General features: G+C 71.3%; 28 protein-coding genes. 7 read left to right on the top strand and 21 right to left on the bottom strand.

Features of this window, described 5'->3' with window-relative positions; translation table 11 throughout:
- The 6 genes from SSP08S_RS11280 to SSP08S_RS11305 all read left to right on the top strand — a co-directional run.
- A partial coding sequence (locus tag SSP08S_RS11280; RefSeq protein ID WP_245607862.1) for an ADP-ribosylglycohydrolase family protein occupies positions 1-1,217 on the top strand: 1,217 nt, incomplete at its 5' end.
- An 8-nt stretch (positions 1,218-1,225) separates the two neighbouring features.
- The gene (locus tag SSP08S_RS11285; RefSeq protein WP_019067698.1) at positions 1,226-2,392 is read left to right on the top strand and encodes an ADP-ribosylglycohydrolase family protein; all 1,167 of its coding nucleotides are present in this window, start codon (positions 1,226-1,228) and stop codon (positions 2,390-2,392) included.
- Positions 2,380-3,741, top strand: a complete 1,362-nt coding sequence (locus SSP08S_RS11290) for an ADP-ribosylglycohydrolase family protein (RefSeq protein WP_019067699.1) — start codon at positions 2,380-2,382, stop codon at positions 3,739-3,741. Before SSP08S_RS11285 ends, SSP08S_RS11290 begins: the two co-directional genes overlap by 13 nt.
- On the top strand, positions 3,738-4,631 hold the full coding sequence (gene rbsK, locus SSP08S_RS11295) for a ribokinase (protein WP_019067700.1): 894 nt from the start codon (positions 3,738-3,740) through the stop codon (positions 4,629-4,631). The genes SSP08S_RS11290 and rbsK overlap by 4 nt, the downstream gene beginning before the upstream one ends.
- On the top strand, positions 4,628-5,830 hold the full coding sequence (locus SSP08S_RS11300; RefSeq protein WP_019067701.1) for a CaiB/BaiF CoA transferase family protein: 1,203 nt from the start codon (positions 4,628-4,630) through the stop codon (positions 5,828-5,830). The genes rbsK and SSP08S_RS11300 overlap by 4 nt, the downstream gene beginning before the upstream one ends.
- Positions 5,827-6,645: an HpcH/HpaI aldolase/citrate lyase family protein gene (locus SSP08S_RS11305; protein WP_019067702.1), complete on the top strand. Its 819-nt coding sequence runs from the start codon at positions 5,827-5,829 to the stop codon at positions 6,643-6,645. The genes SSP08S_RS11300 and SSP08S_RS11305 overlap by 4 nt, the downstream gene beginning before the upstream one ends.
- A gap of 58 nt (positions 6,646-6,703) precedes the next feature.
- Here SSP08S_RS11305 and lgt read toward each other — a convergent pair whose 3' ends face one another.
- The 11 genes from lgt to hisI all read right to left on the bottom strand — a co-directional run bounded on the left by lgt (position 6,704) and on the right by hisI (position 15,512).
- Positions 6,704-7,681: a prolipoprotein diacylglyceryl transferase gene (gene lgt / locus SSP08S_RS11310; RefSeq protein WP_019067703.1), complete on the bottom strand. Its 978-nt coding sequence runs from the start codon at positions 7,679-7,681 to the stop codon at positions 6,704-6,706.
- 92 nt (positions 7,682-7,773) lie between these two features.
- Positions 7,774-8,553, bottom strand: coding sequence for a DsbA family protein (locus SSP08S_RS11315; protein ID WP_019067704.1), 780 nt, complete (start codon positions 8,551-8,553; stop codon positions 7,774-7,776).
- A gap of 78 nt (positions 8,554-8,631) precedes the next feature.
- Positions 8,632-9,447, bottom strand: a complete 816-nt coding sequence (gene trpA / locus SSP08S_RS11320; protein WP_019067705.1) for a tryptophan synthase subunit alpha — start codon at positions 9,445-9,447, stop codon at positions 8,632-8,634.
- On the bottom strand, positions 9,444-10,733 hold the full coding sequence (gene trpB / locus SSP08S_RS11325) for a tryptophan synthase subunit beta (protein WP_019067706.1): 1,290 nt from the start codon (positions 10,731-10,733) through the stop codon (positions 9,444-9,446). Before trpB ends, trpA begins: the two co-directional genes overlap by 4 nt.
- A gap of 113 nt (positions 10,734-10,846) precedes the next feature.
- Positions 10,847-11,032 (bottom strand): tryptophan biosynthesis modulator TrpM, encoded by a 186-nt coding sequence (gene trpM, locus SSP08S_RS64485; RefSeq protein WP_078532409.1) that lies wholly within the window; start codon positions 11,030-11,032, stop codon positions 10,847-10,849.
- A 22-nt stretch (positions 11,033-11,054) separates the two neighbouring features.
- Entirely contained in the window at positions 11,055-11,864 is an 810-nt protein-coding gene (gene trpC, locus SSP08S_RS11330; protein WP_019067707.1) for an indole-3-glycerol phosphate synthase TrpC, read from the bottom strand.
- A 126-nt stretch (positions 11,865-11,990) separates the two neighbouring features.
- Positions 11,991-12,449: a DUF2752 domain-containing protein gene (locus tag SSP08S_RS11335; RefSeq protein WP_019067708.1), complete on the bottom strand. Its 459-nt coding sequence runs from the start codon at positions 12,447-12,449 to the stop codon at positions 11,991-11,993.
- A gap of 85 nt (positions 12,450-12,534) precedes the next feature.
- Positions 12,535-12,783, bottom strand: a complete 249-nt coding sequence (locus SSP08S_RS11340) for an HGxxPAAW family protein (RefSeq protein WP_026178390.1) — start codon at positions 12,781-12,783, stop codon at positions 12,535-12,537.
- Between the two features lie 110 nt (positions 12,784-12,893).
- Positions 12,894-13,535 carry a TIGR02234 family membrane protein gene (locus SSP08S_RS11345; protein ID WP_026178391.1) on the bottom strand — a complete coding sequence of 214 codons (642 nt, stop codon included), beginning with the start codon at positions 13,533-13,535 and terminating at the stop codon, positions 12,894-12,896.
- Between the two features lie 52 nt (positions 13,536-13,587).
- Complete coding sequence (locus SSP08S_RS11350; RefSeq protein WP_019067711.1) at positions 13,588-15,075, bottom strand: anthranilate synthase component I; 1,488 nt, start codon at positions 15,073-15,075, stop codon at positions 13,588-13,590.
- A gap of 11 nt (positions 15,076-15,086) precedes the next feature.
- Positions 15,087-15,512 (bottom strand): phosphoribosyl-AMP cyclohydrolase, encoded by a 426-nt coding sequence (gene hisI, locus SSP08S_RS11355; protein ID WP_019067712.1) that lies wholly within the window; start codon positions 15,510-15,512, stop codon positions 15,087-15,089.
- A gap of 81 nt (positions 15,513-15,593) precedes the next feature.
- Between hisI and SSP08S_RS11360 the strand changes: the two genes are divergently transcribed.
- A complete protein-coding gene (locus tag SSP08S_RS11360) occupies positions 15,594-16,229 on the top strand; it encodes a TIGR03085 family metal-binding protein (protein ID WP_019067713.1) in 636 nt (211 codons plus the stop codon).
- 3 nt (positions 16,230-16,232) lie between these two features.
- Here SSP08S_RS11360 and SSP08S_RS11365 read toward each other — a convergent pair whose 3' ends face one another.
- The 10 genes from SSP08S_RS11365 to hisD all read right to left on the bottom strand — a co-directional run bounded on the left by SSP08S_RS11365 (position 16,233) and on the right by hisD (position 23,937).
- Positions 16,233-17,471, bottom strand: a complete 1,239-nt coding sequence (locus SSP08S_RS11365) for an MFS transporter (protein ID WP_019067714.1) — start codon at positions 17,469-17,471, stop codon at positions 16,233-16,235.
- A gap of 22 nt (positions 17,472-17,493) precedes the next feature.
- Positions 17,494-18,084: an ArsR/SmtB family transcription factor gene (locus tag SSP08S_RS11370; protein WP_026178392.1), complete on the bottom strand. Its 591-nt coding sequence runs from the start codon at positions 18,082-18,084 to the stop codon at positions 17,494-17,496.
- 135 nt (positions 18,085-18,219) lie between these two features.
- Positions 18,220-18,975, bottom strand: coding sequence for an imidazole glycerol phosphate synthase subunit HisF (gene hisF / locus SSP08S_RS11375; RefSeq protein ID WP_019067716.1), 756 nt, complete (start codon positions 18,973-18,975; stop codon positions 18,220-18,222).
- The gene (locus tag SSP08S_RS11380) at positions 18,972-19,370 is read right to left on the bottom strand and encodes a RidA family protein (protein ID WP_019067717.1); all 399 of its coding nucleotides are present in this window, start codon (positions 19,368-19,370) and stop codon (positions 18,972-18,974) included. The genes hisF and SSP08S_RS11380 overlap by 4 nt, the downstream gene beginning before the upstream one ends.
- The gene (gene priA, locus SSP08S_RS11385) at positions 19,367-20,092 is read right to left on the bottom strand and encodes a bifunctional 1-(5-phosphoribosyl)-5-((5-phosphoribosylamino)methylideneamino)imidazole-4-carboxamide isomerase/phosphoribosylanthranilate isomerase PriA (protein WP_019067718.1); all 726 of its coding nucleotides are present in this window, start codon (positions 20,090-20,092) and stop codon (positions 19,367-19,369) included. Before priA ends, SSP08S_RS11380 begins: the two co-directional genes overlap by 4 nt.
- Before the next feature lie 3 nt (positions 20,093-20,095).
- The gene (gene hisH, locus SSP08S_RS11390; protein ID WP_019067719.1) at positions 20,096-20,761 is read right to left on the bottom strand and encodes an imidazole glycerol phosphate synthase subunit HisH; all 666 of its coding nucleotides are present in this window, start codon (positions 20,759-20,761) and stop codon (positions 20,096-20,098) included.
- The gene (locus SSP08S_RS62505; RefSeq protein WP_019067720.1) at positions 20,758-20,922 is read right to left on the bottom strand and encodes a CG2302 family histidine operon protein; all 165 of its coding nucleotides are present in this window, start codon (positions 20,920-20,922) and stop codon (positions 20,758-20,760) included. Before SSP08S_RS62505 ends, hisH begins: the two co-directional genes overlap by 4 nt.
- Complete coding sequence (gene hisB, locus SSP08S_RS11400) at positions 20,919-21,512, bottom strand: imidazoleglycerol-phosphate dehydratase HisB (protein WP_019062289.1); 594 nt, start codon at positions 21,510-21,512, stop codon at positions 20,919-20,921. The genes SSP08S_RS62505 and hisB overlap by 4 nt, the downstream gene beginning before the upstream one ends.
- Positions 21,509-22,636 carry a histidinol-phosphate transaminase gene (locus tag SSP08S_RS11405; protein ID WP_043259390.1) on the bottom strand — a complete coding sequence of 376 codons (1,128 nt, stop codon included), beginning with the start codon at positions 22,634-22,636 and terminating at the stop codon, positions 21,509-21,511. Before SSP08S_RS11405 ends, hisB begins: the two co-directional genes overlap by 4 nt.
- Positions 22,612-23,937, bottom strand: a complete 1,326-nt coding sequence (gene hisD / locus SSP08S_RS11410; RefSeq protein ID WP_019067722.1) for a histidinol dehydrogenase — start codon at positions 23,935-23,937, stop codon at positions 22,612-22,614. The genes SSP08S_RS11405 and hisD overlap by 25 nt, the downstream gene beginning before the upstream one ends.
- Positions 23,938-24,044 lie beyond the last annotated feature (107 nt).

The following is a 24,044-nucleotide window of genomic DNA, read 5'->3' on the forward strand; positions in this document are numbered from 1 at the left end:
CAGCCGCCGACGGCGATTACGCCCCACAGGGGCCACCCGCACCCGACAACGAAAGTCGCACGGGCGGTGCGGGTGGGAAAACGAAAGCCGATGGCGGAGCCGAGGCGTGTCGGATCGAGGGGCTGCTGATCGGACTCGCCGCAGGGGACGCCGCCGGTTGGCCCGCCGCGAGGCACCGCGCCGCCAGGATGCCGGAGTGGACTCGCCGGCTCACCCGTGAGCTGGACACCTTCGCCGAACAGAACGCGACCACGACACTCCCCGTCCCCATCGCCCTCAACCAACCCCCTGAGCCACTCCGCCTGGGCCCCTCCGACGACGCCGAGTGGGCGGCCTTCGCCGCAGAAGCCGTACTGCGAGCCGGCGACGACACAGTCCTGGGCGACCTCAGCAGAGAACGCCGTACGCGCGCTTCCATCGACCTCAGCTGGAACGCCGTAGCCAGCGAAGTAGCCGCCGCAGCGGACCGCGCCCCCGAGGTCGAATCCGCCGTACTCCCCCTCCGCGCCCGCATCTCCGTACGAGCGGGCCTCGGCAACCTCGCCGCCGGCCTCCGCCCACCCGCCACCGGCCACGACAACCCCCACTACTTCGACGACGCGGCCTGCGTAAGAGCCTGCGTCCTCGCCGTGGCGCACCCCGGCGACCCCCAACGCGCCGCCGCCCTCGCCGAGTTCGACGCCCGCTACACCCAGGACGGCGACGGAGTCCACGGCGCCAGAGCGATGGCGGCGGCCCTCGCACTCGCGCTGGTCGGGGCGGACGTGGACGAATGCGTGGCGGCCGCCCTCGCCGAACTCCCCGAAGCCACCGAGATCGGCCGCAACGCCCGCCACGCCCTGAAGTTGGCCCGGGACAGCGACAACGCGTTCGCCCTGATCCCCCTCCTGGAACACCAGATCGTGGACCACGTCTACAGCTACGGCATCGCCGCAGCCGAAACCGTCCCGGTCGCCCTCGCTCTCGCCACCGCGTCCCGCGGCCGTATCGCGGAAGCGGTCCCCGCCGCGGCCTGCCTCTCCCGCGTCGCGGACTCCGCACCCGCCCTCGCGGGCGCCCTCACCGGCGCGTTGAGCGGTGGACGGGCGATCCCGTCCACCTGGCGGGACGCCTGCCGCACCCTCTCCGGCTGCGCCCTCCCCCGTCTCACCGGCACCGACCTCGTAGAACTCGCCGAACTCCTGGAAGCCACACAACCGCCCCCACCAGGAGGATGATTCGGTGCATGACGCCCAAAGAACCAGAAAGCAGCCTTGACGAGAAGATCACCGGAGCCCTCGTCGGGGCGGCGGTCGGCGACGCCCTCGGCGGTCCCGTCGAGGGCTACTCCCCCGACCAGATCCTGGAACGCCACGGCGGTCGCGTCCACGGCATCGTCGGCCCCTGGAACGGCGACGCGTGGCGCACCGCCCGCCCCATCGCGCCGTACCACAAGGGCGACGGCCACGTCACCGACGACACCTTGATGACGCACGCTCTGGTACGGGTCTACGCGACCGTCCGCGACCACCTCGACGCGTACGCGCTCGCCGACCACCTCGTCCCGGACCTGATGCAGAACCCGCGCTGGATCCCGGAGTTGGAGACGGAGGCCATCCCGCTCCAGCGCCTCTTCCTCGCCGAGAAGTGGCTCGCGACCCGGCTCCACTACGGCCATGTCGACCCCCGCGAGGCCGGCGTCGGCAACATCGTCAACTGCGGTGCCGCGATGTACATGGCACCGGTCGGCCTGGTCAACGCGGCGAATCCCGCCGGTGCTTACGCCGAGGCCGTCGACATCGCGGGCGCACACCAGTCGTCGTACGGCCGTGAGGCGGCCGGTGTCTTCGCGGCGGCCGTCGCGGCGGCCTGCGCACCCGGCGCGACCCCCGACTCGGTGGTGACCGCCTGCCTCGCCCTGGCGAAGGACGGCACGCACACGGCCATCGAGAAGGTCTGCGAAGTGGCCGCCCGTTACTCGGACTTCGAGTCGGCGCTCGCCCCGCTGCGGGAGGCGATCGCGCCGTACGACACGGTGGGCCCCGTCTACCGCTCCCCCTCCCTGGACGCCCGCCGCCCCTCCCGCACCAAGGCGATCGAGGAACTCCCCGTCGCGCTGGGCATGTTGGTGGTCTCCGGCGGCGACTACCGCCACGCGGTGCTGGGTTCGGTGAACTACGGCCGGGACTGCGACTCGATCGCGACGATGGCGGGCGCGGTGGCCGGTGCGCTCGGCTCGCCCGTTCCGCGGGACTGGTCGAAGACGGTCGCCGAGGCCAGCCGCCTGGACCTCTGGGAACCGGCGACGACCCTCACCGCCGTCACCCGTGAGGTCTTCGAGCGTGACGTCCGCCAACGCCGTGCCCACGAGGCCGCGTTCACCGAGATCGGAGGGCTCCGGTGCTCCGACTGACCTGGGTCCAGCCGGAGGACCTGCTCGGCCACGAACTGCGCCAGGCGGTCCAGGACGGCCGCGAGCCGTCGGCGATCGCGGCCCGCTGGCGCGCGGCGGGTGGTGCGGAGGCACCGGCCCGGGCGGGCGCGTCGGGCCAACCGGCCTCCCGTTACCTCAGGTTGCTCGCCGAGGACCTGCTGGACGAACTGGCCGATCTGCCCAGCCGGTTGGCGGACCAGGAGCCGACGGACCTGGCGCGGATCAAGGCCCTGTGCCCCAACTGGCCCGCCCCACAGGCCACTTCCCCACCCCGCCCGGCCACCCTCCAGGCCGCCTGGCTGGGCCGGGCCGTCGGCTGTCTTCTCGGCAAGCCGGTCGAGAAACTCCCTCTCGACGGCATCCGCCAACTCGCCCGAGCCACCGGCAACTGGCCCCTGAACACCTACTTCACCGCCCGGGGCGTCCCCGCCGAACTCCTCGCCGCCCACCCCTGGAACCGCCGCTCCGCCCCCACCTCCCTCGCCGAGAACATCGACGGCATGCCCGAGGACGACGACCTCAACTACCCCCTGTTGAACCTCCTGTTGCTGCAGCGCCACGGCAAGGACTTCACCACCGCCGACGTGGCGAAGCTCTGGCTCGACGAACTCCCCGCGGGCCGCACCTTCACCGCCGAACGCATCGCCTACCGCAATCTGCTCTCCGGCCTGGAACCCCCGCGAACGGCCCGCCACCGCAACCCGTTCCGCGAATGGATCGGCGCCCTGATCCGCGCCGACGTCCACGGCTGGACCAACCCCGGAGACCCGGGCGCGGCAGCCGAACAGGCCCACCGCGACGCCACCTTGACCCACACCGCGAACGGCGTCTACGCGGCGATGTTCACGGCCGCCGTCATCGCCACCGCGGCCACCGGCACCCACGACATCCACACCTGCCTGCGCACCGCCCTGACGGTCGTCCCGCCCGCCTCCCGCCTCACCAAGGCGCTCCAGCACGCCCTCCAACTGGCCCGGAAACACCGGGACTTCGACGCCGTGGTGGACGAACTCCACGCCACCCACGCGCGCACCCACCACTGGGTCCACGCGATCCCCAACACCGCCCTGATCGCCGCCGCCCTCACCCACGCGGACGGCGACTTCACCGGCTCCATCTGCCGTGCGGTGTCGGGTGGTTGGGACACCGACTCCAACGGGGCCACGGTCGGCTCCGTTTCAGCCCTGCTGGCCGGCAGCCCGGCCACACTCCCCGACCGCTGGACGACCCCTCTCAAGAACCGACTCGCCACCTCCGTAGGCGACTTCAACGGCATCGGCTTCGACACCCTCGCCCGGCTCACCCACCAGGAGACCGCCCGCCCATGACCCTCATCGCCGTGCTCGGCAGCACGAACATGGACCTCGTCGCCTACGTCACGAAGGCCCCGCTGCGCGGAGAGACCGTGACGGGACGGGAGTTCCGTACGATCCCCGGCGGCAAGGGCGCCAACCAGGCGATCGCCGCGGCCCACGCGGGCGCCGACGTCACCATCATCGGCGCGGTCGGCGACGACGCCTACGGCGCCCAACTCCGGTCCACCTTCGAGCACTCGGGCGTCGACACCGACCATCTGCGCACCGTCCAGGGGCCGTCCGGCACCGCGCACATCGTCGTGGACGACGAGGGCGGCAACGCGATCGTCGTCATCCCCGCCGCCAACGGCACCGTCGACCACCTCGCCCCCGGCGACGAGGCCCTCATCGCCTCCGCCGACGCCCTGCTCCTCCAGCTGGAGATCCCCCTCGCGGCCGTGGTCGCGGGCGCGGAGGCGGCGCGCCGCCACGGCGTCCGTACGATCCTCACCCCCGCCCCCGCGCAACCCCTCCCGCCCGAACTCCTCGCCGCCACCGACCTGTTGGTCCCCAACGAGCACGAGGCCACCGCCCTCACCGGGCACACCGACCCGCGCAAGGCAGCGGCGGCCCTGCTCGACCAGGTGCCCGAGGTGATCGTCACCCTGGGCGCGGCCGGCAGCCTGTACGCGGCCCGGGACGCCGAGCCCTTCACCGTCCCCGCACCCCAAGTGACCGCAGTGGACTCGACGGGCGCGGGCGACACCTTCGTCGGCGCGCTGGCGGTGGCCCTCGCCGAGAGCCGCCCGATGCGGGACGCGCTGGGATGGGCGGCAGCGGCGGCGGCACTCTCCGTGCAGCGGCCGGGTGCGACGGCCTCGATGCCGTTCCGCGCGGAGATCGACAAGCAGTACGCCTCATGACCGAGACGACGACCACAACTCCCCTGTCCGGCCTGCGCGTTCTGGACCTCGCCACGCTCTTCGCCGGCCCCCTCGCCGCCACCATGCTCGGCGACTTCGGCGCCGAGGTCATCAAGGTCGAGCACCCGACGAAGCCCGACCCGTCCCGGGGCCACGGCCCCTCGAAGGACGGGGTCGGCCTGTGGTGGAAGCTGCTGGGCCGCAACAAGCGCACCATCACCCTCGACCTGTCGACCCCGGGCGGGCGCGACACCCTCCTCCGCCTCGCCGCCACCGCCGACGTGGTCATCGAGAACTTCCGCCCCGGCACCCTGGAGAAATGGGACCTCGGCTGGGCCGAACTCTCCGCCGCCAACCCGAAGTTGATCCTCGCCCGGGTCACCGCCTTCGGTCAGTTCGGGCCCTACGCCCACCGCCCCGGCTTCGGTACCCTCGCCGAGGCGATGAGCGGCTTCGCCGCGATCACCGGCGAACCGGACGCGCCCCCGACGCTCCCTCCGTTCGGCCTCGCCGACTCGATCGCGGGCCTGGCGACGGCGTACGCGGTGATGACGGCCCTCGCGGCCCGCGACCGCACCGGCGAGGGCCAGGTGGTGGACATGGCGATCATCGAACCCATCCTGACCGCGCTGGGCCCGCAACCCCTCTGGTACGACCAGCTCGGCCACGTCCAGCCGCGCACCGGCAACCGCTCGCAGAACAACGCCCCGCGCAACACCTACCGCACTGCGGACGGCAGTTGGGTCGCCGTCTCCACCTCCGCCCAGTCGATCGCCGAGCGCGTGATGCGCCTGGTCGGCCGCCCGGAACTGATCGACGAACCGTGGTTCGCGACCGGCGCGGACCGGGCCCGGCACTCCGACATCCTCGACGCGGCGGTCGGTGACTGGATCGCCCAGCGCTCGCGCACCGAGGTCCTGGCCGCCTTCGAGAAGGCGGAGGCGGCCGTGGCCCCCATCCAGGACGTACGGGACGTGATGACGGACCCCCAGTACCAAGCCCTCGACACGATCACCACCGTCGACGACCCCGAACTCGGCCCCCTCCGCATGCAGAACGTCCTCTTCCGGCTCTCCGCCACCCCGGGCGCCATCCGCTGGCCCGGCCGCCCCCACGGCGCCGACACGGACACGGTCCTGACCGAACTCGGCCTGACGGAAGCCGAGTTGACCGCACTCCGCCAGGCGGGCGCCCTGTGACCCCGTATCCCCTGACCTGGCTCTACGTCCCCGGCGACCGCCCCGCGGTCGTCACCAAGGCCCTCGCCGCCGGCGCCGACGTGGTCGTGATCGACCTGGAGGACGCGGTCGCCCCGGACCGCAAGGAGTACGCCCGCGCGGCGACGGCGGAACTCCTCGCGGAGCCTGGGCCTGGCGTCCCGGTCCACGTCCGGGTGAACGCCCTGGACAGCCCGTGGGCGGCGGACGACCTCCGTACGATCGCCCCACTGCCTGGCGTTTCGGGCCTACGGCTCCCGAAGGTCACGTCCGCCGAGGAGGTCGTAGCCGTAGCGGAAAGGACGGACGGCGTTCCCCTGTTCGCCCTCCTGGAGACGGCCCTCGGCATCGAGCGGGCCTTCTCGATCGCCGCCGCACACCCCGCCCTGCACGGCATCGCGCTCGGCGAGGCGGATCTACGGGCCGACCTGGGTGTGCGCGACGACGCGGGCCTCGACTGGTCGCGCTCGCGGGTCATCGTCGCCGCCCGGGCGGCAGATCTGGCCCCGCCGCCCCAGTCCGTCCACCCGGACATCCGCGACCTGGAGGGCCTGGCGGCCTCCTGCGCCCACGGCCGCGCCCTCGGCTTCCTCGGGCGGGCGGCGATCCACCCCCGTCAACTCCCGGTGATCGAGAGCGCCTTCCTCCCGACCGACCACGAACTCGAACAGGCCGAGACGATCGTCAAGGCGGCCATGCGGGAGGAGGGCGCCCAGGCTCTTCCGGACGGGCGGTTCATCGACGCGGCGGTGGTGGCGGCCGCGCAGCGCACGCTGGCGTCGGCGCGCCGGACCTGACATGCGACGAGGGCGCCCTGTCGATCACAGGGCGCCCTCGTCGTCGTAGAACCAGCCGTCAGCTCTTCTTCGCCGACTCGGGCTCGTCCTTCTTCAGGTCCACGTCCGCATCCTCGGTTTCCGGCGCGTCTTCCTTGGCCTCGGAGGCTTCGGGCTCGTCGGTCTCCGGGTCTTCCTTCGCCTTGGGCTCGTCGCCGTCGCCGTCGGTTCCGTCGTCGGAGACATCCGGTTCGACGACCTCTTCGCGGCCCGGGCGCTTCTTCGCGGAGATCACGAAGTACGTGACCGCGAGGACGAAGACGATCATCGCGGTCCAGTCGTTCAACCGCAGGCCCAGGAAGTGGTGGGCGTCGTCGACGCGCATGTACTCGATCCAGCCGCGGCCCACGCAGTACGCGGCGACGTAGAGCGCGAACGCCCGGCCGTGGCCCAGCTTGAAGCGGCGGTCGGCCCAGATGACGAGGAAGCCGACGCCGACGCACCACAAGGACTCGTACAGGAAGGTCGGGTGGTAGTAGCCGGGGACGCGGCCGTCCGTCGAGGACGTGATGTGCAGCGCCCAGGGGAGGTGCGTCTCGCGGCCGTAGAGCTCCTGGTTGAACCAGTTGCCCCAGCGGCCGATGGCCTGGGCGAAGGCGATGCCGGGGGCCAGCGCGTCGGCCCAGGCCGGCAGCGGGATGCCACGGCGGCGGCAGCCGATCCACGCGCCCACCGCGCCGAGCGCGATCGCGCCCCAGATGCCGAGGCCGCCCTGCCACACCTTGAAGGCGTCCACCCAGTCGCGGCCCTCGCTGAAGTACAGCTCGTAGTCCGTGATCACGTGGTACAGGCGGCCGCCGACGAGGCCGAACGGCACGGCCCAGACAGCGATGTCGGCCACCGTCCCGACCTTGCCGCCGCGGGCGACCCAGCGTTTGTTGCCGAGCCAGACGGCGACGAAGACGCCGATGATGATGCAGAACGCGTAGCCGCGCAGCGGAATGGGGCCGAGGTGGTAGACCCCGCGCGACGGGCTGGGAATGTAGGCAAGTTCCATGGCAGGGTCGACGCTACCGTGCCGGACCGCGACCTCGGCAAGCGGCCCGGCTACGGCTCCATAACGGGCCGGTGTGAAAACCGGCCCGCCACTTACCCCTTGTTGGCGGCTTGGACCAGCTGCTTCAGCTTCGCCGGGGTCATCGTCTGGTCCGCGTAGATGTTCTTGCCGTCGAAGAGGACGGTCGGGGTGCCGGTGAATCCGCCGGCCTGGAACGCGGCGGCGGACTTGGTGACCCAGCTGTCGTGCGTACCGCTGTTGACGCACTTCTGGAAGGCGGGCGTGTCGAGACCCTTCACCTTGCCCGCCAGCTCGATCAGCTTGGCGTTGCTGGAGAAGGCGTCGTCCGTCTCCTTGGGCTGGTTCTCGTACAGCACGTCGTGGAAGTCGCGGAACTTTCCGGCGTCCTGGGCGCAGGCCGCCGCGTTGGCCGCGCGCTTGGAGCCGGTGCCGCCGAGGTTGCCGTCGATGATCGTGACCAGGTGGTACTGCACCTTGAGCTGCCCGGAGTCGGTCAGCTCGTGGAGCGTCGGGCGGTACGCCGTCTCGAAGGCCTGGCAGGCCGGGCAGCGGAAGTCCTCCCACACCGTGAGCGTCGGCTTGGCGCTGTCCTTGCCGACCTGGATCGCCAGGCTGTCCTTGCCGGTCGCCCCGGAGGGCGCCACGACCGGGCCCGTGCTCTTGCTGCCGCTGTCGTCCTTCTTGTGGTTCGCGGCGAGGACGCCGACCACCGTCGCCAACCCCAGCACGCAGACGACGCTCGCGGCCACGATCAGCGTGCGCCGCCGCCGCTCCGCGGACTTCTGCTTCTCACGCTCTGCCGCCAGCCGCTCGCGGGCGGTGCGCTTTCCGTCACGGTTCTTCTCGCTCACACCCCGCAGAACGAACCGGGGAGGCGCAGCGCGCCTCCCCGGTCCCAGGTCCACCCATACGAGGGACCAGTCGTTCGGTTACGCCTGTCCGCGCACGCCCTTGGCGAGTTCACCGGCGAGCGTGCGGACCGCCTCGACGCCGGCCGCGTCGTCCGGCGCGTCCAGCATCCGCTTGACGAAGGCCGAGCCGACGATCACGCCGTCCGCGAAGCGGGCCACCTCGGCGGCCTGCCGGGCGTCGGAGACACCGAGGCCGACACAGACGGGCGTGTCGGTGGTGGCCCGGGTGCGCTCGACGAGGTCCTGCGCCTGCGCGCCCACGGACTCACGGGTGCCGGTGACGCCCATGAGCGAGGCGGCGTAGACGAAGCCGGTGCCGACCTTGGTGATCTCGGCGAGGCGCGCGTCCTTGCTGCTGGGCGCGACCACGAAGACCGTGGCGAGCCCGTGCTTCTCCGCGTGCTCCCTCCACAGCCCGGCCTCCTGGACGGGCAGGTCGGGCAGGATGCACCCGGCGCCGCCCGCCTCGGCCAGTTCGGCGGTGAAGCGCTCGACGCCGTAGCGGTCGATGGGGTTCCAGTACGTCATGACGAGTACGGGCTTGCCGGTCGCCGCGTGGGTCTCGCGGACCGTGCGCATGACGTCCGCGATCTTGACGCCGCCGCGCAGGGCGATGTCGTCGGCGGTCTGGATGACGGGGCCGTCGAGGACGGGGTCGCTGTGCGGCAGGCCCACCTCCACGACGTCCGCGCCGCCGTCGAAGGCCGCCTTGATGGCCTCGATGCCGCCGTCCACGGTCGGGAACCCGGCCGGGAGATAGGCGATGAGCGCGGCGCGTCCCTCGGCCTTGGCGGCGGCGAGGGTGTCGGACAGCAGCTGAATGTTCCCGCTCACTTGGCGTCCCCCTCGATCTCGGCGGTGTCGGCCGCGTTGGCCGCGACGGTGGCGTCGGTCCCGTTGTCGTACAGGCCGAAGTAGCGCGCGGCCGTGTCCATGTCCTTGTCGCCGCGCCCGGACAGGTTGACGACGATCAGGCCGTCCTTGCCCAGCTCCCTGCCGACCTCCAGCGCACCGGCGAGCGCGTGGGCGCTCTCGATGGCCGGGATGATGCCCTCCGTGCGGGACAGCAGGCGCAGGGCCTGCATGGCCGCGTCGTCGGTGACCGCGCGGTACTCGCCGCGGCCGGAGTCCTTGAGGTAGGAGTGCTCCGGGCCGATGCCGGGGTAGTCCAGTCCGGCCGAGATCGAGTACGGCTCGGTGATCTGGCCCTCCTCGTCCTGGAGGACGTAGGAACGGGAGCCGTGCAGGATGCCGGGCTCGCCCGCGGTGAGGGTCGCCGCGTGCTCGCCGGTCTCGACGCCGTGGCCTGCGGGCTCGCAGCCGATGAGGCGTACGCCGGCGTCCGGGATGAAGGCGTGGAACAGGCCGATGGCGTTCGAGCCGCCGCCGACACAGGCGATCGCCGCGTCGGGGAGGCGGCCGGCGCGCTCCAGGATCTGACGGCGTGCCTCTACGCCGATGACCCGGTGGAAGTCGCGGACCATCGCCGGGAAGGGGTGCGGGCCCGCGACCGTACCGAAGAGGTAGTGCGTGCGGTCGACATTGGCGACCCAGTCGCGGAACGCCTCGTTGATCGCGTCCTTGAGGGTGCGGCTGCCGGACTTCACGGCGATGACCTCGGCGCCGAGCATGCGCATACGGGCCACGTTCAGCGCCTGGCGCTGGGTGTCGATCTCGCCCATGTAGATGGTGCATTCGAGGCCGAAGAGCGCGCAGGCGGTGGCCGTCGCCACGCCGTGCTGGCCGGCTCCGGTCTCCGCGATGACCCTGGTCTTGCCCATGCGCTTGGTGAGCAGGGCCTGGCCGAGGACGTTGTTGATCTTGTGGGAGCCGGTGTGGTTCAGGTCCTCGCGCTTGAGGAAGATCCGGGCGCCGCCCGCGTGCTCCGCGAAGCGGGGGACCTCTGTGAACGCGCTTGGCCTGCCGGTGTAGTTGACCAGGAGGTCGTCCAACTCGCGGGCGAACTCGGGGTCGTGCTTGGCCTTGTCGTACTCGACGGCCACCTCGTCGACGGCGGCCACGAGGGCCTCCGGGATGAACTTGCCGCCGAAGGCGCCGAAGTAGCCTTCGGGGCTGGGGATTTGACCGTCGGGGTCGGGGATGAAGAACTCGCTGGGCATGCGGAAACCTCACGGTGAGTTTGTGGGAAATCACTAATCGCCGTGGGACGGGGGGTTGTTAGTTGGCTGCGGGCCCGTTGGGGCTGGTCGCGCCCACGCGGCGGAGCCGCATATTAGAAGCGCCCCGCGCCCCTGAAGACCTCGTGCCATCGCATGCCGTTCACTTGCCCTGGTTCGTCTCCGATGACGTACCGGACTCTGCGGCCGTGCACCCGGCGGGCGGGCGCACGGCAACCACGGGGGCGGCAGCCGCGCGCCAGGCGGGCGTACCGGTCCGTGGGAGAGGTCGTCGGAGTCATCGCGGAAAACTCTACCGGGTGATCAGCTGCGGCCGTGGCGCAGTGCCGGGTGTTCGCCTGCTGCCACCAGGTCCGAGACCGCGGACTTGGGGTCGCGGCCGGTGACCAGGGACTCGCCCACCAGGACCGCGTCGGCGCCGGCGTTGGCGTAGGCGATGAGGTCGTGGGGGCCGCGGACTCCGGACTCGGCGATCTTGACGATGTGGGCCGGGATCTCGGGGGCGACGCGCTCGAAGGTGGAGCGGTCGACCTCGAGGGTCTTGAGGTTGCGGGCGTTGACGCCGATGATCTTCGCGCCGGCGTCGACCGCGCGGTCGACCTCGTCCTCGTCGTGGACCTCGACGATCGGCGTGAGGCCGATGGACTCGGCGCGCTCGATGAGGGACTCCAGGGCGGGCTGGTCCAGGGCCGCGACGATCAGCAGGGCGAGGTCGGCGCCGTAGGCCCGGGCCTCCCAGAGCTGGTACGACGTGACGATGAAGTCCTTGCGGAGGACCGGGATGTCCACCCGCGCGCGGACGGCCTCCAGGTCGGCCAGGGAGCCGCCGAAGCGGCGCTGCTCGGTGAGGACGGAGATGACGGCGGCGCCGCCCGCCTCGTAGTCCGCCGCGAGGCCCGCCGGGTCGGCGATCGCCGCGAGGGCGCCCTTGGAGGGGCTGGAGCGCTTGACCTCGCAGATGACCTTGACGCCGTCGCCGCGCAGGGCCGCGACGCCGTCCTTGGCCGCGGGTGCCTTCGCCGCGCGCTCCTTGAGCTCGTCGAGGCTGACGCGCGCCTGCCGTTCCGCCAGGTCGGCACGGACTCCGTCGATGATCTCGTCGAGCACACTCACGCGAGCGGCCCCCTTCCTGACGGTGGAAAAGCAATGGTCACATCTGACCTCGATGGTATCCGGAGGAAGGCGTAGGCCTCGCATCCGGTTGACGGCGGTCCCAGTACCTGGACAGCGGTGGGTTGATCAAGGGTGTAGCCAGCCACCGAACGGCAGGTTCCGGACAACCGTGAAGACCAGCACCAATGCGCCCAGAGTCCAGAGCTGGACCCCGCCGAGTTCGATCCGCAGCGGTCGGCCGCGGGCCGCGCGGACCACCCAGACGGTCCATACGACCGTGAAGGCCAGATAGCCCACCACGGCGATCGCGTTGTCCTGGAGGGCGGCGAGGAAGTCGCCGTGGATGAACTCGTGCGCGCTGCGCAGGCCGCCGCAGCCGGGGCAGTACAGGCCGGTGAGGCGGTACAGGGGGCAGACGGGGTAGTGGCCGGGCTGGTTCGGGTCGACCGTGCCGACGTACGCGAAGGCTCCCGCGACGGCTGCCAGGATGCCCGCGGGCACGGCTACGCGGTTCAGCACGGAGGCGGAACCGGGGGCGCGGGTCGGGATGCTCCGGCTGTCGCTGTCGGCGTTCACGTCACGCATTGTGCCCCCTGTCGCGCGTGAGGGGCGGTTCCCGGTGTGTCCGGGACCGCCCCTCCACGAAGTGGTGGCCGACAGCAGCTACGGCTCAGCTGTCGGCGTGCGCCGTCTTGCCGAGCAGCTCGGTCAGGTCCTGGGGACGGTCCTTGGGCATGCCCATACCCATCGCGCTCATGACCCAGCCGACGATGCCGCCGATGACCGTGATCGCCATACCGGCCCAGAAGCCGATCGGCTGCGCCATGACCATGAAGGCGCCGGCGACCAGGAACCCGATGAAGATGATGGTGGTACCGGTCCAGGCGGCCAAAGTGTGACCGTGGCTGTTGCCCGCCATGACGTGCTCCTCGTTGCTGTGTACGTGTGTGAGCAGACGCTCACGGCTCATTGTTCCGCACGCGTGCGTGTGCGGTGCTTCGGGGTGGGTCGTCTCGCGCGTCGGCCCGGCTACGCCCCGGTGGGGTCCTCGCCCCGGTCCAACGCCTTCCAGATGTCCTCGGGACGGTCAGGGTCAACCACCGGAGCCCGCCGGGGGCGAAGCGCGCCGTTGCGTTCGTAGCGGCCGGACATGGCGGGCCAGCGGCGGCCGTAGAGGAGGGCGAGGAGGCCGGCCAGCAGGATCAGGGCGCCGCCGACCGCGGCGACGTAGGGCCAGGCGGTGTGGTCGAAGGCGTGCACGGCGGACGAGGTGCCGCCGGAGGCCTGGGTGGCCTTGTCGTCCAGTGCCGAGCTGTCGGAGGCGCCCAGGAGGGCGGCGACGACGATGCCCGCGCCGGAGAGCGCGAGGAGGGCGGAGACCGCGAAGCGGCCGGTCCTGCGGACGGCGAAGACGGCGACGAGCGCGGCGAGGCCCACTATGGCGAGCGCCGCGGGCACACCCGTGACGTCGCTGCCCTTGGCGGACAGCGGGAACGGGTCGCCCGCCACCGTCGCGATCCCCTCCGACCAGCGCTGACGGGTGGCCAGCAGCGCCACGGCCGCGCCGAGCGCACCGCTCATCAGCGCTACGGCGAGGCTGCGGCGGCCGGCGCGTGCGGGGCCTTCGCCTTCGGAACGGGGGTGAGGAACAGCTGCAGTCACGTAGTCCACTATCGCTCGAACCCCGGGCGAACCGTCACCCGGGGTTCATATGACCCTCGTCCTATTGCCCGAGCCGGTTCGCCGTGTGCACGGCGCGGAGGACCGCCGCCGCCTTGTTGCGGCACTCCTGGTCCTCCAGTTCCGGGTCCGAGTCGGCGACGATGCCGGCGCCCGCCTGGACGTAGGCCGTGCCGTCGCGGAGGAGGGCCGTACGGATGGCGATGGCGGTGTCGGAGTCGCCGGCGAAGTCGAGGTAGCCGACGCAGCCGCCGTACAACCCCCTTCTGGAGGGCTCCAGTTCGTCGATGATCTGCATCGCGCGGGGCTTGGGCGCGCCGGAGAGGGTGCCGGCCGGGAAGCAGGCGGTGAGGACGTCAAAAGCGGTGCGGCCGGGGGCCACGCGGCCGGTGACCGTCGAGACGATGTGCATCACGTGCGAGTAGCGCTCCACCGACATGAAGTCGACGACCTCGACCGAGCCGGGCTCGCAGACGCGTCCCAAATCGTTACGGCCGAGGTCGACCAGCATGAGGTGTTCGGCGCGCTCCTTGGGGTCGGCGAGGAGTTCGTCGGCGAGGGCCTGGTCCTCCTGCGGGGTGGCGCCGCGGTGCCGGGTGCCGGCGATGGGGTGGACCATCGCGCGGCCGTCCTCGACCTTGACGAGGGCCTCCGGGGACGAGCCGACCACGTCGAAGCCGTCGAAGCGGAACAGGTACATGTACGGGGACGGGTTGGTGGCGCGCAGCACCCGGTACACGTCCAACGCGCTTGCCGTGCAAGGGGTTTCGAAGCGCTGGGAGGGGACGACCTGGAAGGCCTCGCCCGCGCGGATGCGCTCCTTGATGTCCTCGACGGCCACCTTGAAGTCGGGGCCGCCCCACAGCGCGGTGTACTCGGGGAGCTCGGAGGGCGGGAGCTGGGCGGGCGGCTGGGCCACCGGGCGGGAGAGGTCCGCCTCCATGGCGTCCAGGCGGGCCACCGCGTCGGCGTAGGCCTCGTCGACGCCCGTGTCGAGGTCGTTGTGGTTGATCGCGTTGGCGATCAGCAGGACCGAGCCCTCCCAGTGGTCCATCACGGCGAGGTCGCTGGTGAGGAGCATGGTCAGCTCGGGGAGCTTGAGGTCGTCCCGCTCGCCGGGGCCGATCTTCTCCAGGCGGCGGACGATGTCGTAGCCGAGATAGCCGACCATGCCGCCGGTGAAGGGCGGCAGGCCCTCCTGGTGGGGGGTGTGCAGGGTGTCGATGGTGGCGCGCAGGGCGGCGAGGGGGTCGCCGTCGACCGGGACGCCGACGGGCGGGGTGCCGAGCCAGTGGGCCTGCCCGTCGCGCGCGGTGAGGGTGGCGGCGCTGCGGACGCCCACGAAGGAGTACCGAGACCATTGAAAAGCTGTGCGGCCGTTCTCCGCGGACTCCAGGAGGAAGGTGCCGGGGCGCTCCGCGGCGAGCTTGCGGTAGAGCGCGACCGGGGTGTCGCCGTCGGCGAGGAGCTTGCGGGTGACCGGGATGACGCGACGGTCGGTGGCCAGCTTGCGGAACGTGTCAAGGTCCATGGCGGCTGACCCTACTGATCCGAGGCGGTGGTGCTGGAATCAACGCCTTCTTTAAGAAGACTCTCGTCAACCAGCTCTTCCTTGAGCAGCACGTCCGCGTCGAAGCAGGTGCGGGCGCCGGTGTGGCAGGCGGCACCGATCTGGTCGACCTTCACCAGGACCGTGTCCGCGTCGCAGTCCAGGGCGACGGACTTGACGTGCTGGAAGTGGCCGGAGGTGTCGCCCTTGACCCAGTACTCCTGGCGGCTGCGGGACCAGTAGGTGCAGCGGCCGGTCGTCAGGGTGCGGTGCAGCGCCTCGTCGTCCATCCAGCCGAGCATGAGCACCTCACCGGTGTCGTACTGCTGGGCGATGGCGGGGACGAGCCCGTCGGCGCTCCGCTTGAGGCGGGCGGCGATCTCGGGGTCGAGGCTGCTGGACTGGGGCGCGCTGGTCATGGGCCCATTGTGCCGCGCGGCACCGACAGCCCAGGCCGACGTCCACTGTGCGGACCCGGTGGGCGGTCGTAGGCTGACGGTATGTCGACCTTCGCCAAGCGTGAACGACTTCTTCTCGCCGACCTCCTGGAGACGACGGGCCCGGACGCCCCGACCCTCTGCGAGGGCTGGCAGACCCGTGACCTGGCCGCGCACGTGGTGGTGCGCGAGCGCCGCGCGGACGCCGCCGGCGGCATCATGATCAAGCAGCTCGCGCCGCGCCTGGACCGGGTGATGGCGGAGTTCGCGGCCAAGCCGTACGAGGAGCTGATCCAGCTCATCCGTACGGGCCCGCCGCGCTTCTCGCCGTTCCAGCTCAAGCAGCTCGACGAGGCGTCCAACACGGTCGAGTTCTACGTCCACACCGAGGACGTACGGCGGGCCCAGGAGGACTGGACTCCGCGCGAGCTGGACCCGGTGTTCCAGGACGCCCTGTGGTCGCGGCTGGAGCGCATGGCCCGGCTGGTGGGCCGGAGCGCGCCGACCGGGCTGGTGCTGCGCCGCCCGGACGGGCAGACCGCGGTCGCCCACAAGGGAGCGCCGGTCGTGACGGTGACCGGCGAGCCCTCGGAGCTGCTGCTGTTCGCACACGGACGGCAGAACGTGGCCAAGGTGGAACTGGACGGCGACGAGAACGCGATCGCCAAGCTCCACGAGGCCAAGCAGCTGGGAATCTGAGGTTCAGTCGGGCAGTTCGGCCCGACGCAGGTCCCGTACGGACAGGGCGACGACCCCGCCGAGACCGCAGACCACCGCGCTCACCACGAACACCGGGCCGGTGCCCCACACGCCGATCGCCGCCGCCGACAGTGGCATGGTGAGGGGGGCGAGGCCGAGGCTGACCAGGCTGGAGAGGGCGGTGACGCGGCCGAGGTAGGCGGGGTCGGAGTGGGTCTGGAGCAGGGCGACGCACAGGGCTCCGCTGAGCCCGGCCAACAGCCCGACGAGCAGGGCCACCCCTACGGCCGCGAGAACGCTCGGGACGTAGGCGAGGGCGGCGATCGTGATCGAGCCCGCGATGATCGACCACGCGGCGACCTGCCCCGCGCGCGGCAGCCTGCCCCGTACGGCCAGCGTCATCGAGGCACTGCCCGCACCGACCCCGAAGCCGGCGAGCACCCAGCCCATTCCGGACGCTCCCCAGCCGCGCTGGTCCACGAGCAGGGTCAGCCCCACGTTGAACGGCGCGACGAAACCCAGGTCACCGAGGGCTATCGCGAGCATCAAGGGGGCGAGGACGCGGTGCCGGCGGATGTAGCGGAGACCGGTCACCAGGTCGCGCCAGGCGGTGGTCGGAGTCCCGGTGGCCGTGTCGTCCGGCGGCAGTTCCCGGACCCGTACGGAGATCAGCAGCGGTACCGATGTCGCGATCAGCAGCCCGGCCAACCCGAACGCGGTCGCCGCGCCCCCGAACGCCACGGCGAGACCGCCGAGCGGGGCGCCGAAGATCACGGCGAACCGGTACGCGAGGCCCCGCATGCCCTGCACCCTGGCGAGCTGCGCCTTGCCGGTGATGCGGGCGGGCAACGCGCCCACGGCGGGTACGAAGACGGCGTCCACGGTGCCGAAGACCAGGGCGAGCGCGGCGAGCGGCCACAGCCCCAGGCCGGTGAGGAACAGCAGCGCGGCCACGGCGAGTACGGCCGCGCAGCGCACGGCGTCACTGCCGATGACGACCCGGCGCGGTCCGAAGCGGTCGGCGATCACTCCGCCGCCCAGCATCAGCACGGCACGCGGCAGCGCGCTGACCGACATCACCAGGCCCGCCTGCGCCGGGGATCCGGCCTGTACGGCGGCCCAGGACAGGGCGATGTAGTAGACGCCGTCGCCTGCCATCGACGCCGCGTAGGCACCGAGCCAGCGCAGGACGTTGGGGTCGCGGTGAGCGGGTCTGCCGGGGGCTATGAGCGCGGTGGTCAAGGGAGTTGGCCCTCTCGGAGACTCAGACTCGGAAGGGGAAGCCGTACGTGTGCACCGCGACGTTCTCGCGGCCCTCGGTGTCACCGTCGGCGACGGCGGCCCGGCTCGCCTCCTGGTATCGGCGCACGACGTCGCCCAACTCCTTGGACAGCTCGGCCAGTTCGGCCGGGGTGAGCCGCAGCAGCCACTCGGAGTTGTCGGCGGCCGATGTCCACTCGTCGCTCCAGTAGGCACGCTCGTCGATGTAGCGCCGGTACATGTCGGTCCGCTGGTCGAGGAACATACGGCTGGCCGCAGTGTGCACGGCCGCCTTCTCCGGGGCGTCCCGGAAATCCTCGTCACGGACGCTCACGCCGTCCGAGGCGGGCTGCCACCACCGCTCCCGGCCATCCCCGCTGCGCGGCTCGGCCTCCTCGATCAACCCGTGCTCGGCCAGCTTGCGCAGGTGATAGCTGACCAGCGAGACGGCCTCGTCGACCTGCTCGGCGAGCTGCGAGGCGGTCGCCACCCGGGCGAGGAACAACAGCCGGTACAGCTGGGCCCGCAGCGGGTGCGCGATGGCCTTGAGCGTGCCCACATCCGTGATGCGACGGTCTCTCTTCTTGTCAGCCACCCCCTCACGCTAGAAGCGAAAGGAAAGTTGCGCAATATTTATTGCGCAAATTTCCTTTCGCTTCTGCCCAAGAGGAAGCATGCGTAAGCCCCGACCGCCAGGCGGTCGGGGCTTACAACGCCTCCACAGGAGGGGTCACCGCACCGGGTGCCCCGCCTCCCGCAGCGCCTGCTTGACCTCGCCGATCCGCAGATCCCCGAAGTGGAAGACGGAGGCCGCCAGCACCGCGTCCGCGCCCGCCGCGACCGCCGGCGGGAAGTCGGCGAGCTTGCCCGCACCGCCGGAGGCGATGACCGGCACGGTCACGTGCTTGCGGACCGCCGCGATCATCTCCAGGTCGTAGCCGTCCTTGGTGCCGTCCGCGTCCATCGAGTTGAGGAGGATCTCCCCGGCGCCCAACTCGGCGGCCCGGTGCGCCCATTCGACGGCGTCGATGCCGGTGCCCTTGCGACCGCCGTGGGTGGTCACCTCGAAGGAGCCCTCGGGAGTCCGGCGCGCGTCGACCGACAGCACCAGCACCTGCCGCCCGAACCGCTCCGCGATCTCCTTGATCAGCTCGGGCCGGTTGATCGCCGCCGTGTTGACGCCGACCTTGTCCGCGCCCGCCCGCAGCAGCTTGTCCACGTCCTCGGCCGTGCGGACGCCGCCGCCGACCGTGAGCGGGATGAAGACCTGCTCGGCGGTGCGGCGGACCACGTCGTACGTCGTCTCGCGGTTGCCGGAGGACGCGGTGATGTCCAGGAAGGTCAGCTCGTCGGCGCCCTCGGCGTCGTAGACCTTGGCCATCTCGACGGGGTCGCCCGCGTCGCGCAGGTTCTGGAAGTTGACGCCCTTGACGACCCGGCCGTTGTCGACGTCCAGGCAGGGGATCACGCGTACGGCGAGGGTCATGAGGAACCCTCCCCTCGGTACGCCTCCACCTCGACCTCGACGACCAGGCTGGGGTCGACGAAACCGGACACGATGATCATGGACGCGGCGGGCCGGATGGCGTCGAAGAGTTCCTTGTGTGCGCGGCCCACGTCCTCGACGTCCCGCGCGTGGGTGATGTACATGCGGGTGCGCACCACATCCCCACGGCCCAGACCCAGCTGCTCCAGCGCCGCGAAAGCGACGTTGAACGCGTTGACCGTCTGCTCGTAGGGACCGCCCCCGGCGATCTCGCCGTCCACTATCGACGTGCACCCGGAGACCAGCACCAGGCCGTTCGGCAGCTCCACCGCGCGGGAGTAGCCGAAGGCGTCCTCCCAGGGCGCGCCGGTCGTGACGCGTCGTAGCTCGGTCACCGGGCCACCGCCTCCAAGGCCTCTTCCAACGTGAACGCCTTCGCGTACAGGGCCTTCCCGACGATGGAGCCCTCGACACCGAGGGGTACCAGCTCGGAGATGGCGCGGAGGTCGTCGAGCGACGACACGCCGCCGGAGGCCACGACCGGGCGGTCGGTCGCCGCGCAGACGTTGCGCAGCAGCTCCAGGTTGGGGCCCTGGAGGGTGCCGTCCTTCGCGATGTCGGTGACCACGTAGCGGGCGCAGCCCTCGGAGTTGAGGCGGTCCAGGGTCTCGTAGAGGTCGCCGCCGTCGCGGGTCCAGCCACGCCCGCGCAGGGTCGTGCCGCGTACGTCGAGGCCGACCGCGATCTTGTCGCCGTGCTCGGCGATGACCTTGGCGACCCACTCCGGGGTCTCCAGGGCGGCCGTTCCCAGATTCACCCGGGTGCAGCCGGTGGCGAGGGCCGCGGCGAGCGTGTCGTCGTCGCGGATGCCGCCGGACAGCTCGACCTTGATGTCCATGGCGCCGGTGACCTCGGCGATGAGCTTGCGGTTGTCGCCGGTGCCGAACGCGGCGTCCAGGTCGACGAGGTGCAGCCACTCGGCGCCGGAGCGCTGCCAGGCGAGGGCGGCCTCCAGGGGGGAGCCGTAGGAGGTCTCGGTCCCGGACTCGCCGTGGACGAGGCGGACGGCCTGGCCGTCACGGACGTCGACGGCGGGGAGGAGTTCGAGCTTGGCCATGGTCTACAGGGTTCCGATCCAGTTGGTGAGCAGCTGCGCTCCGGCGTCGCCGGACTTCTCGGGGTGGAACTGGGTGGCCCACAGGGCGCCGTTCTCCACGGCGGCCACGAAGGGCTTGCCGTGCGTCGACCAGGTCACCAGGGGGGCGCGCATCGCCGGGTTGGAGACTTCGAGGGACCAGTCGTGGACGGCGTAGGAGTGCACGAAGTAGAAGCGCGCGTCGGCGTCCAGGCCCGCGAAGAGCTGGGAGCCGGCCGGGGCGTCTACGGTGTTCCAGCCCATGTGGGGCACGATCTCGGCCTGCAGCGGCTCGACCGAGCCGGGCCACTCGTCCAGGCCCTCGGTCTCCACGCCGTGCTCGATGCCGCGCGCGAACAGGATCTGCATGCCGACGCAGATGCCCATCACCGGGCGCCCGCCGGCCAGCCGACGGCCGACGATCCAGTCGCCGCGCGCCGAGCGCAGGCCCTCCATGCAGGCGGCGAAGGCGCCGACGCCGGGCACCAGCAGGCCGTCCGCGTTCATGGCCTTGTCGTAGTCACGCGTTATCTCGACCTCGGCACCCGCGCGCGCGAGGGCACGCTCGGCGGAACGGACGTTCCCGAAGCCGTAGTCGAAGACGACCACCTTCTTCGACGCCTTCTTGGATGTGCTCGTGGCTGCGCTCAATTCCACACCTCCAGCCTCATGACCCCGGCCACCAGGCACATCCCGGCGGCGATGGAGATCAGCACGATGAGCTGGCGCGGCATCTTCTGCTTGACGAAGGAGTAGACCCCGCCGAGCAGGAAGAGCCCGACGACGATGAGGAGGCTCGACAGGCTGGTCACAGCGCGCCCTTCGTGGAGGGGAGGATGCCGGCCGCGCGCGGGTCGCGCTCGGAGGCGTACCGCAGGGCGCGCGCGAGGGCCTTGAACTGGCACTCCACGATGTGGTGCGCGTTGCGCCCGTAGGGCACGTGCACGTGCAGCGCGATCTGGGCCTGGGCCACGAAGGACTCCAGGATGTGCCGGGTCATCGTGGTGTCGTACTCGCCGATCATCGGCGCCATGTTCTCGGGCTCGGTGTGCACGAGGTACGGGCGGCCGGAGAGGTCGACGGTGACCTGGGCGAGGGACTCGTCCAGCGGGACCGTGCAGTTGCCGAACCGGTAGATCCCGACCTTGTCGCCGAGCGCCTGCTTGAAGGCGGCGCCGAGGGCGAGGGCGGTGTCCTCGATGGTGTGGTGGGAGTCGATGTGCAGATCGCCCTCGGTCTTCACGGTGAGGTCGAACAGACCGTGCCGGCCGAGCTGGTCGAGCATGTGGTCGTAGAAGCCGACTCCTGTCGACACGTCGACCTTGCCGTGGCCGTCGAGATCGATCTCGACGAGGACCGACGTCTCCTTGGTCGCCCGCTCCACACGTCCTACGCGGTTCATGTGCTCTGCTCCTTCATCAACTCACGGACCGCGTCGAGGAACGCGTCGTTCTCTTCGGGGGTTCCGGCGGAGACCCGCAGCCACCCCGGGATGCCGTTGTCCCGGACCAGGACGCCCCGGTCGAGGATCGCCTGCCAGGCGGTGTGGGAGTCCGCGAACCGGCCGAACTGCACGAAGTTGGCGTCGGACTCGACGACTTCGCAGCCGAGGGCCCGCAACTCCCTTACCAGCCGGTCCCGTTCGCCCTTCAGTTGCTCCACATACCCGAGCAGCGTGTCGGTGTGCTCCAGGGCGGCCAGCGCGGTCGCCTGGGTGACGGCCGACAAGTGGTAGGGCAGCCGGACGAGTTGGACGGCGTCGACGACCGCCGGGTGCGCGGCGAGATAGCCCAGGCGCAGCCCGGCCGCCCCGAACGCCTTCGACATCGTGCGCGAGACGACGAGATTCGGCCGACCTTCGAGCAGCGGCAGCAGCGAGTCGCCGTGGCTGAACTCGATGTACGCCTCGTCGACGATCACCATCGACGGCTTGGCGGCCTGCGCGGCCTCGTACAGCGCGAGCACCGTCCCGGGCGGAACGGCGTTGCCTGTGGGGTTGTTGGGGGTCGTGACGAACACGACGTCGGGCTTGTTCTCGGCGATCCAGCGCTCGGCGGCCGGGAGGTCGATCGAGAAGTCCTCGTTGCGCGGCCCGGAGATCCAGCCCGTGCCCGTGCCGCGCGCGATGAGCGCGTGCATCGAGTACGACGGCTCGAAGCCGATGGCGCTGCGGCCGGGGCCGCCGAAGGTCTGCAGCAGCTGCTGGATGACCTCGTTGGAGCCGTTGGCCGCCCACACGTTCTCGACGCCGACCCGGTAACCGCCGGTCTTCGTCAGGTAGTTGGCCAGCCCGATGCGCAACTCGACCGCGTCCCGGTCGGGATAGCGGTTGAGGCCGCGGGCGGCCTCGCGGACCCGCTCGGTGATCCGCTCGACCAGCGCCTCGGGCAGCGGGTAGGGGTTCTCGTTGGTGTTCAGCCGTACGGGGACGTCCAACTGGGGCGCGCCATAAGGGGACTTGCCGCGCAGTTCGTCCCGTACGGGAAGATCGTCGATGCCGGTCACTTGCTCTCTGGAACCTTCCATCCGAACCTCGCCTTGACCGCCGCGCCGTGCGCGGGCAGGTCCTCCGCCTCCGCCAGCGTCACCACGTGATGCGCTACGTCGGCGAGGGCGTCGCGGGTGTAGTCGACGATGTGGATGCCGCGCAGGAAGGACTGCACGGAGAGCCCGGAGGAGTGGCAGGCGCAACCGCCGGTCGGCAGCACGTGGTTGGAGCCGGCCGCGTAGTCGCCGAGGGAGACGGGCGCCCAGGGGCCGACGAAGATCGCGCCCGCGTTCCGCACCCGGTCGGCGACGGCAGCCGCGTCGGCCGTCTGGATCTCCAGGTGCTCGGCGCCGTACGCGTCGACGACCCGGAGCCCCTCGTCGATGCCGTCGACCAGGACGATCGCGGACTGCCGGCCGGCCAGCGCCGGGGCGATCCGGTCCTCGATGTGCTTGGTGGCCGCGACCTGCGGTTCGAGTTCCTTCTCGACCGCGTCCGCGAGCGTCACGGAGTCCGTGACCAGGACGGCGGCGGCGAGCGGGTCGTGCTCGGCCTGGCTGATCAGGTCGGCGGCGACGTGCACCGGGTCGGCGGTGTCGTCGGCGAGGACCGCGATCTCGGTGGGACCGGCCTCGGTGTCGATGCCGATCTTGCCCGTGAAGTAGCGCTTGGCGGCGGCGACCCAGATGTTGCCGGGACCGGTGACCATGTTGGCGGGCGCGCAGGACTCGGTGCCGTGGGCGAACATCGCGACGGCCTGGGCGCCGCCGACGGCGTAGACCTCGTCGACGCCGAGCAGTGCGCACGCGGCGAGGATCGTGGGGTGCGGCAGCCCGCCGAAGTCCGCCTGCGGCGGCGAGGCGAGGGCTACGGAGCCGACGCCGGCCTCCTGCGCGGGCACCACGTTCATGATCACGGACGACGGGTAGACGGACCGCCCGCCGGGTGCGTACAGCCCCACCCGGTCGACCGGCACCCACTTCTCGGTGACGGAACCGCCCGGCACGACCTGGGTCGTGTGGGTCGTACGGCGCTGCTCGCGGTGGACGAGACGGGCGCGCCGGATGGACTCCTCCAGGGCCGCGCGGACGGCCGGGTCGAGCTGTTCCAGCGCGTCGCTGAGGGCCTGGGCCGGGACCCGTACCGATTCCAGCCGCACGCCGTCGAACTTCTCGGCGAAGTCGATCAGCGCCGCGTCGCCCCGATGATGCACGGCCTCGCAGATCGGCCGCACCTTCTCCAGGGCGGCCGAGACGTCGAAGTCGGCTCGGGGCAGCAGGTCGCGCAGGGCGGGCCCTTCGGGGAGGGCGTCGCCGCGCAGATCGATTCGGGAGATCACGAGCCAATTCTCTCAGACGGCGATCGGGCGTCGTCCGCGCGTATCAATGGCTGATACAGAACGTGGCCGGAACCCGGAAGATCCCCTTCACGTCTAGTGTTCCGGGC

It is taken from the genome of Streptomyces hokutonensis, from assembly GCF_000376565.1.
GTDB classification, from domain to species: Bacteria; Actinomycetota; Actinomycetes; order Streptomycetales; family Streptomycetaceae; genus Streptomyces; species Streptomyces hokutonensis.

Bases quoted from the DNA above. Each gene is read 5' to 3' on its own strand.
- SSP08S_RS11285 (WP_019067698.1), top strand. From the start codon at position 1,226: ATGACGCCCAAAGAACCAGAAAGCAGCCTTGACGAGAAGATCACCGGA.
- rbsK (WP_019067700.1), top strand. From the start codon at position 3,738: ATGACCCTCATCGCCGTGCTCGGCAGCACGAACATGGACCTCGTCGCC.
- SSP08S_RS11300 (WP_019067701.1), top strand. From the start codon at position 4,628: ATGACCGAGACGACGACCACAACTCCCCTGTCCGGCCTGCGCGTTCTG.
- lgt (WP_019067703.1), bottom strand. From the start codon at position 7,681: ATGGAACTTGCCTACATTCCCAGCCCGTCGCGCGGGGTCTACCACCTC.
- trpB (WP_019067706.1), bottom strand. From the start codon at position 10,733: ATGCCCAGCGAGTTCTTCATCCCCGACCCCGACGGTCAAATCCCCAGC.
- trpM (WP_078532409.1), bottom strand. From the start codon at position 11,032: ATGACTCCGACGACCTCTCCCACGGACCGGTACGCCCGCCTGGCGCGC.
- SSP08S_RS11335 (WP_019067708.1), bottom strand. From the start codon at position 12,449: ATGCGTGACGTGAACGCCGACAGCGACAGCCGGAGCATCCCGACCCGC.
- SSP08S_RS11340 (WP_026178390.1), bottom strand. From the start codon at position 12,783: ATGGCGGGCAACAGCCACGGTCACACTTTGGCCGCCTGGACCGGTACC.
- SSP08S_RS11350 (WP_019067711.1), bottom strand. From the start codon at position 15,075: ATGGACCTTGACACGTTCCGCAAGCTGGCCACCGACCGTCGCGTCATC.
- hisI (WP_019067712.1), bottom strand. From the start codon at position 15,512: ATGACCAGCGCGCCCCAGTCCAGCAGCCTCGACCCCGAGATCGCCGCC.
- SSP08S_RS11360 (WP_019067713.1), top strand. From the start codon at position 15,594: ATGTCGACCTTCGCCAAGCGTGAACGACTTCTTCTCGCCGACCTCCTG.
- hisF (WP_019067716.1), bottom strand. From the start codon at position 18,975: ATGACCCTCGCCGTACGCGTGATCCCCTGCCTGGACGTCGACAACGGC.
- priA (WP_019067718.1), bottom strand. From the start codon at position 20,092: ATGGCCAAGCTCGAACTCCTCCCCGCCGTCGACGTCCGTGACGGCCAG.
- hisB (WP_019062289.1), bottom strand. From the start codon at position 21,512: ATGAACCGCGTAGGACGTGTGGAGCGGGCGACCAAGGAGACGTCGGTC.
- SSP08S_RS11405 (WP_043259390.1), bottom strand. From the start codon at position 22,636: ATGGAAGGTTCCAGAGAGCAAGTGACCGGCATCGACGATCTTCCCGTA.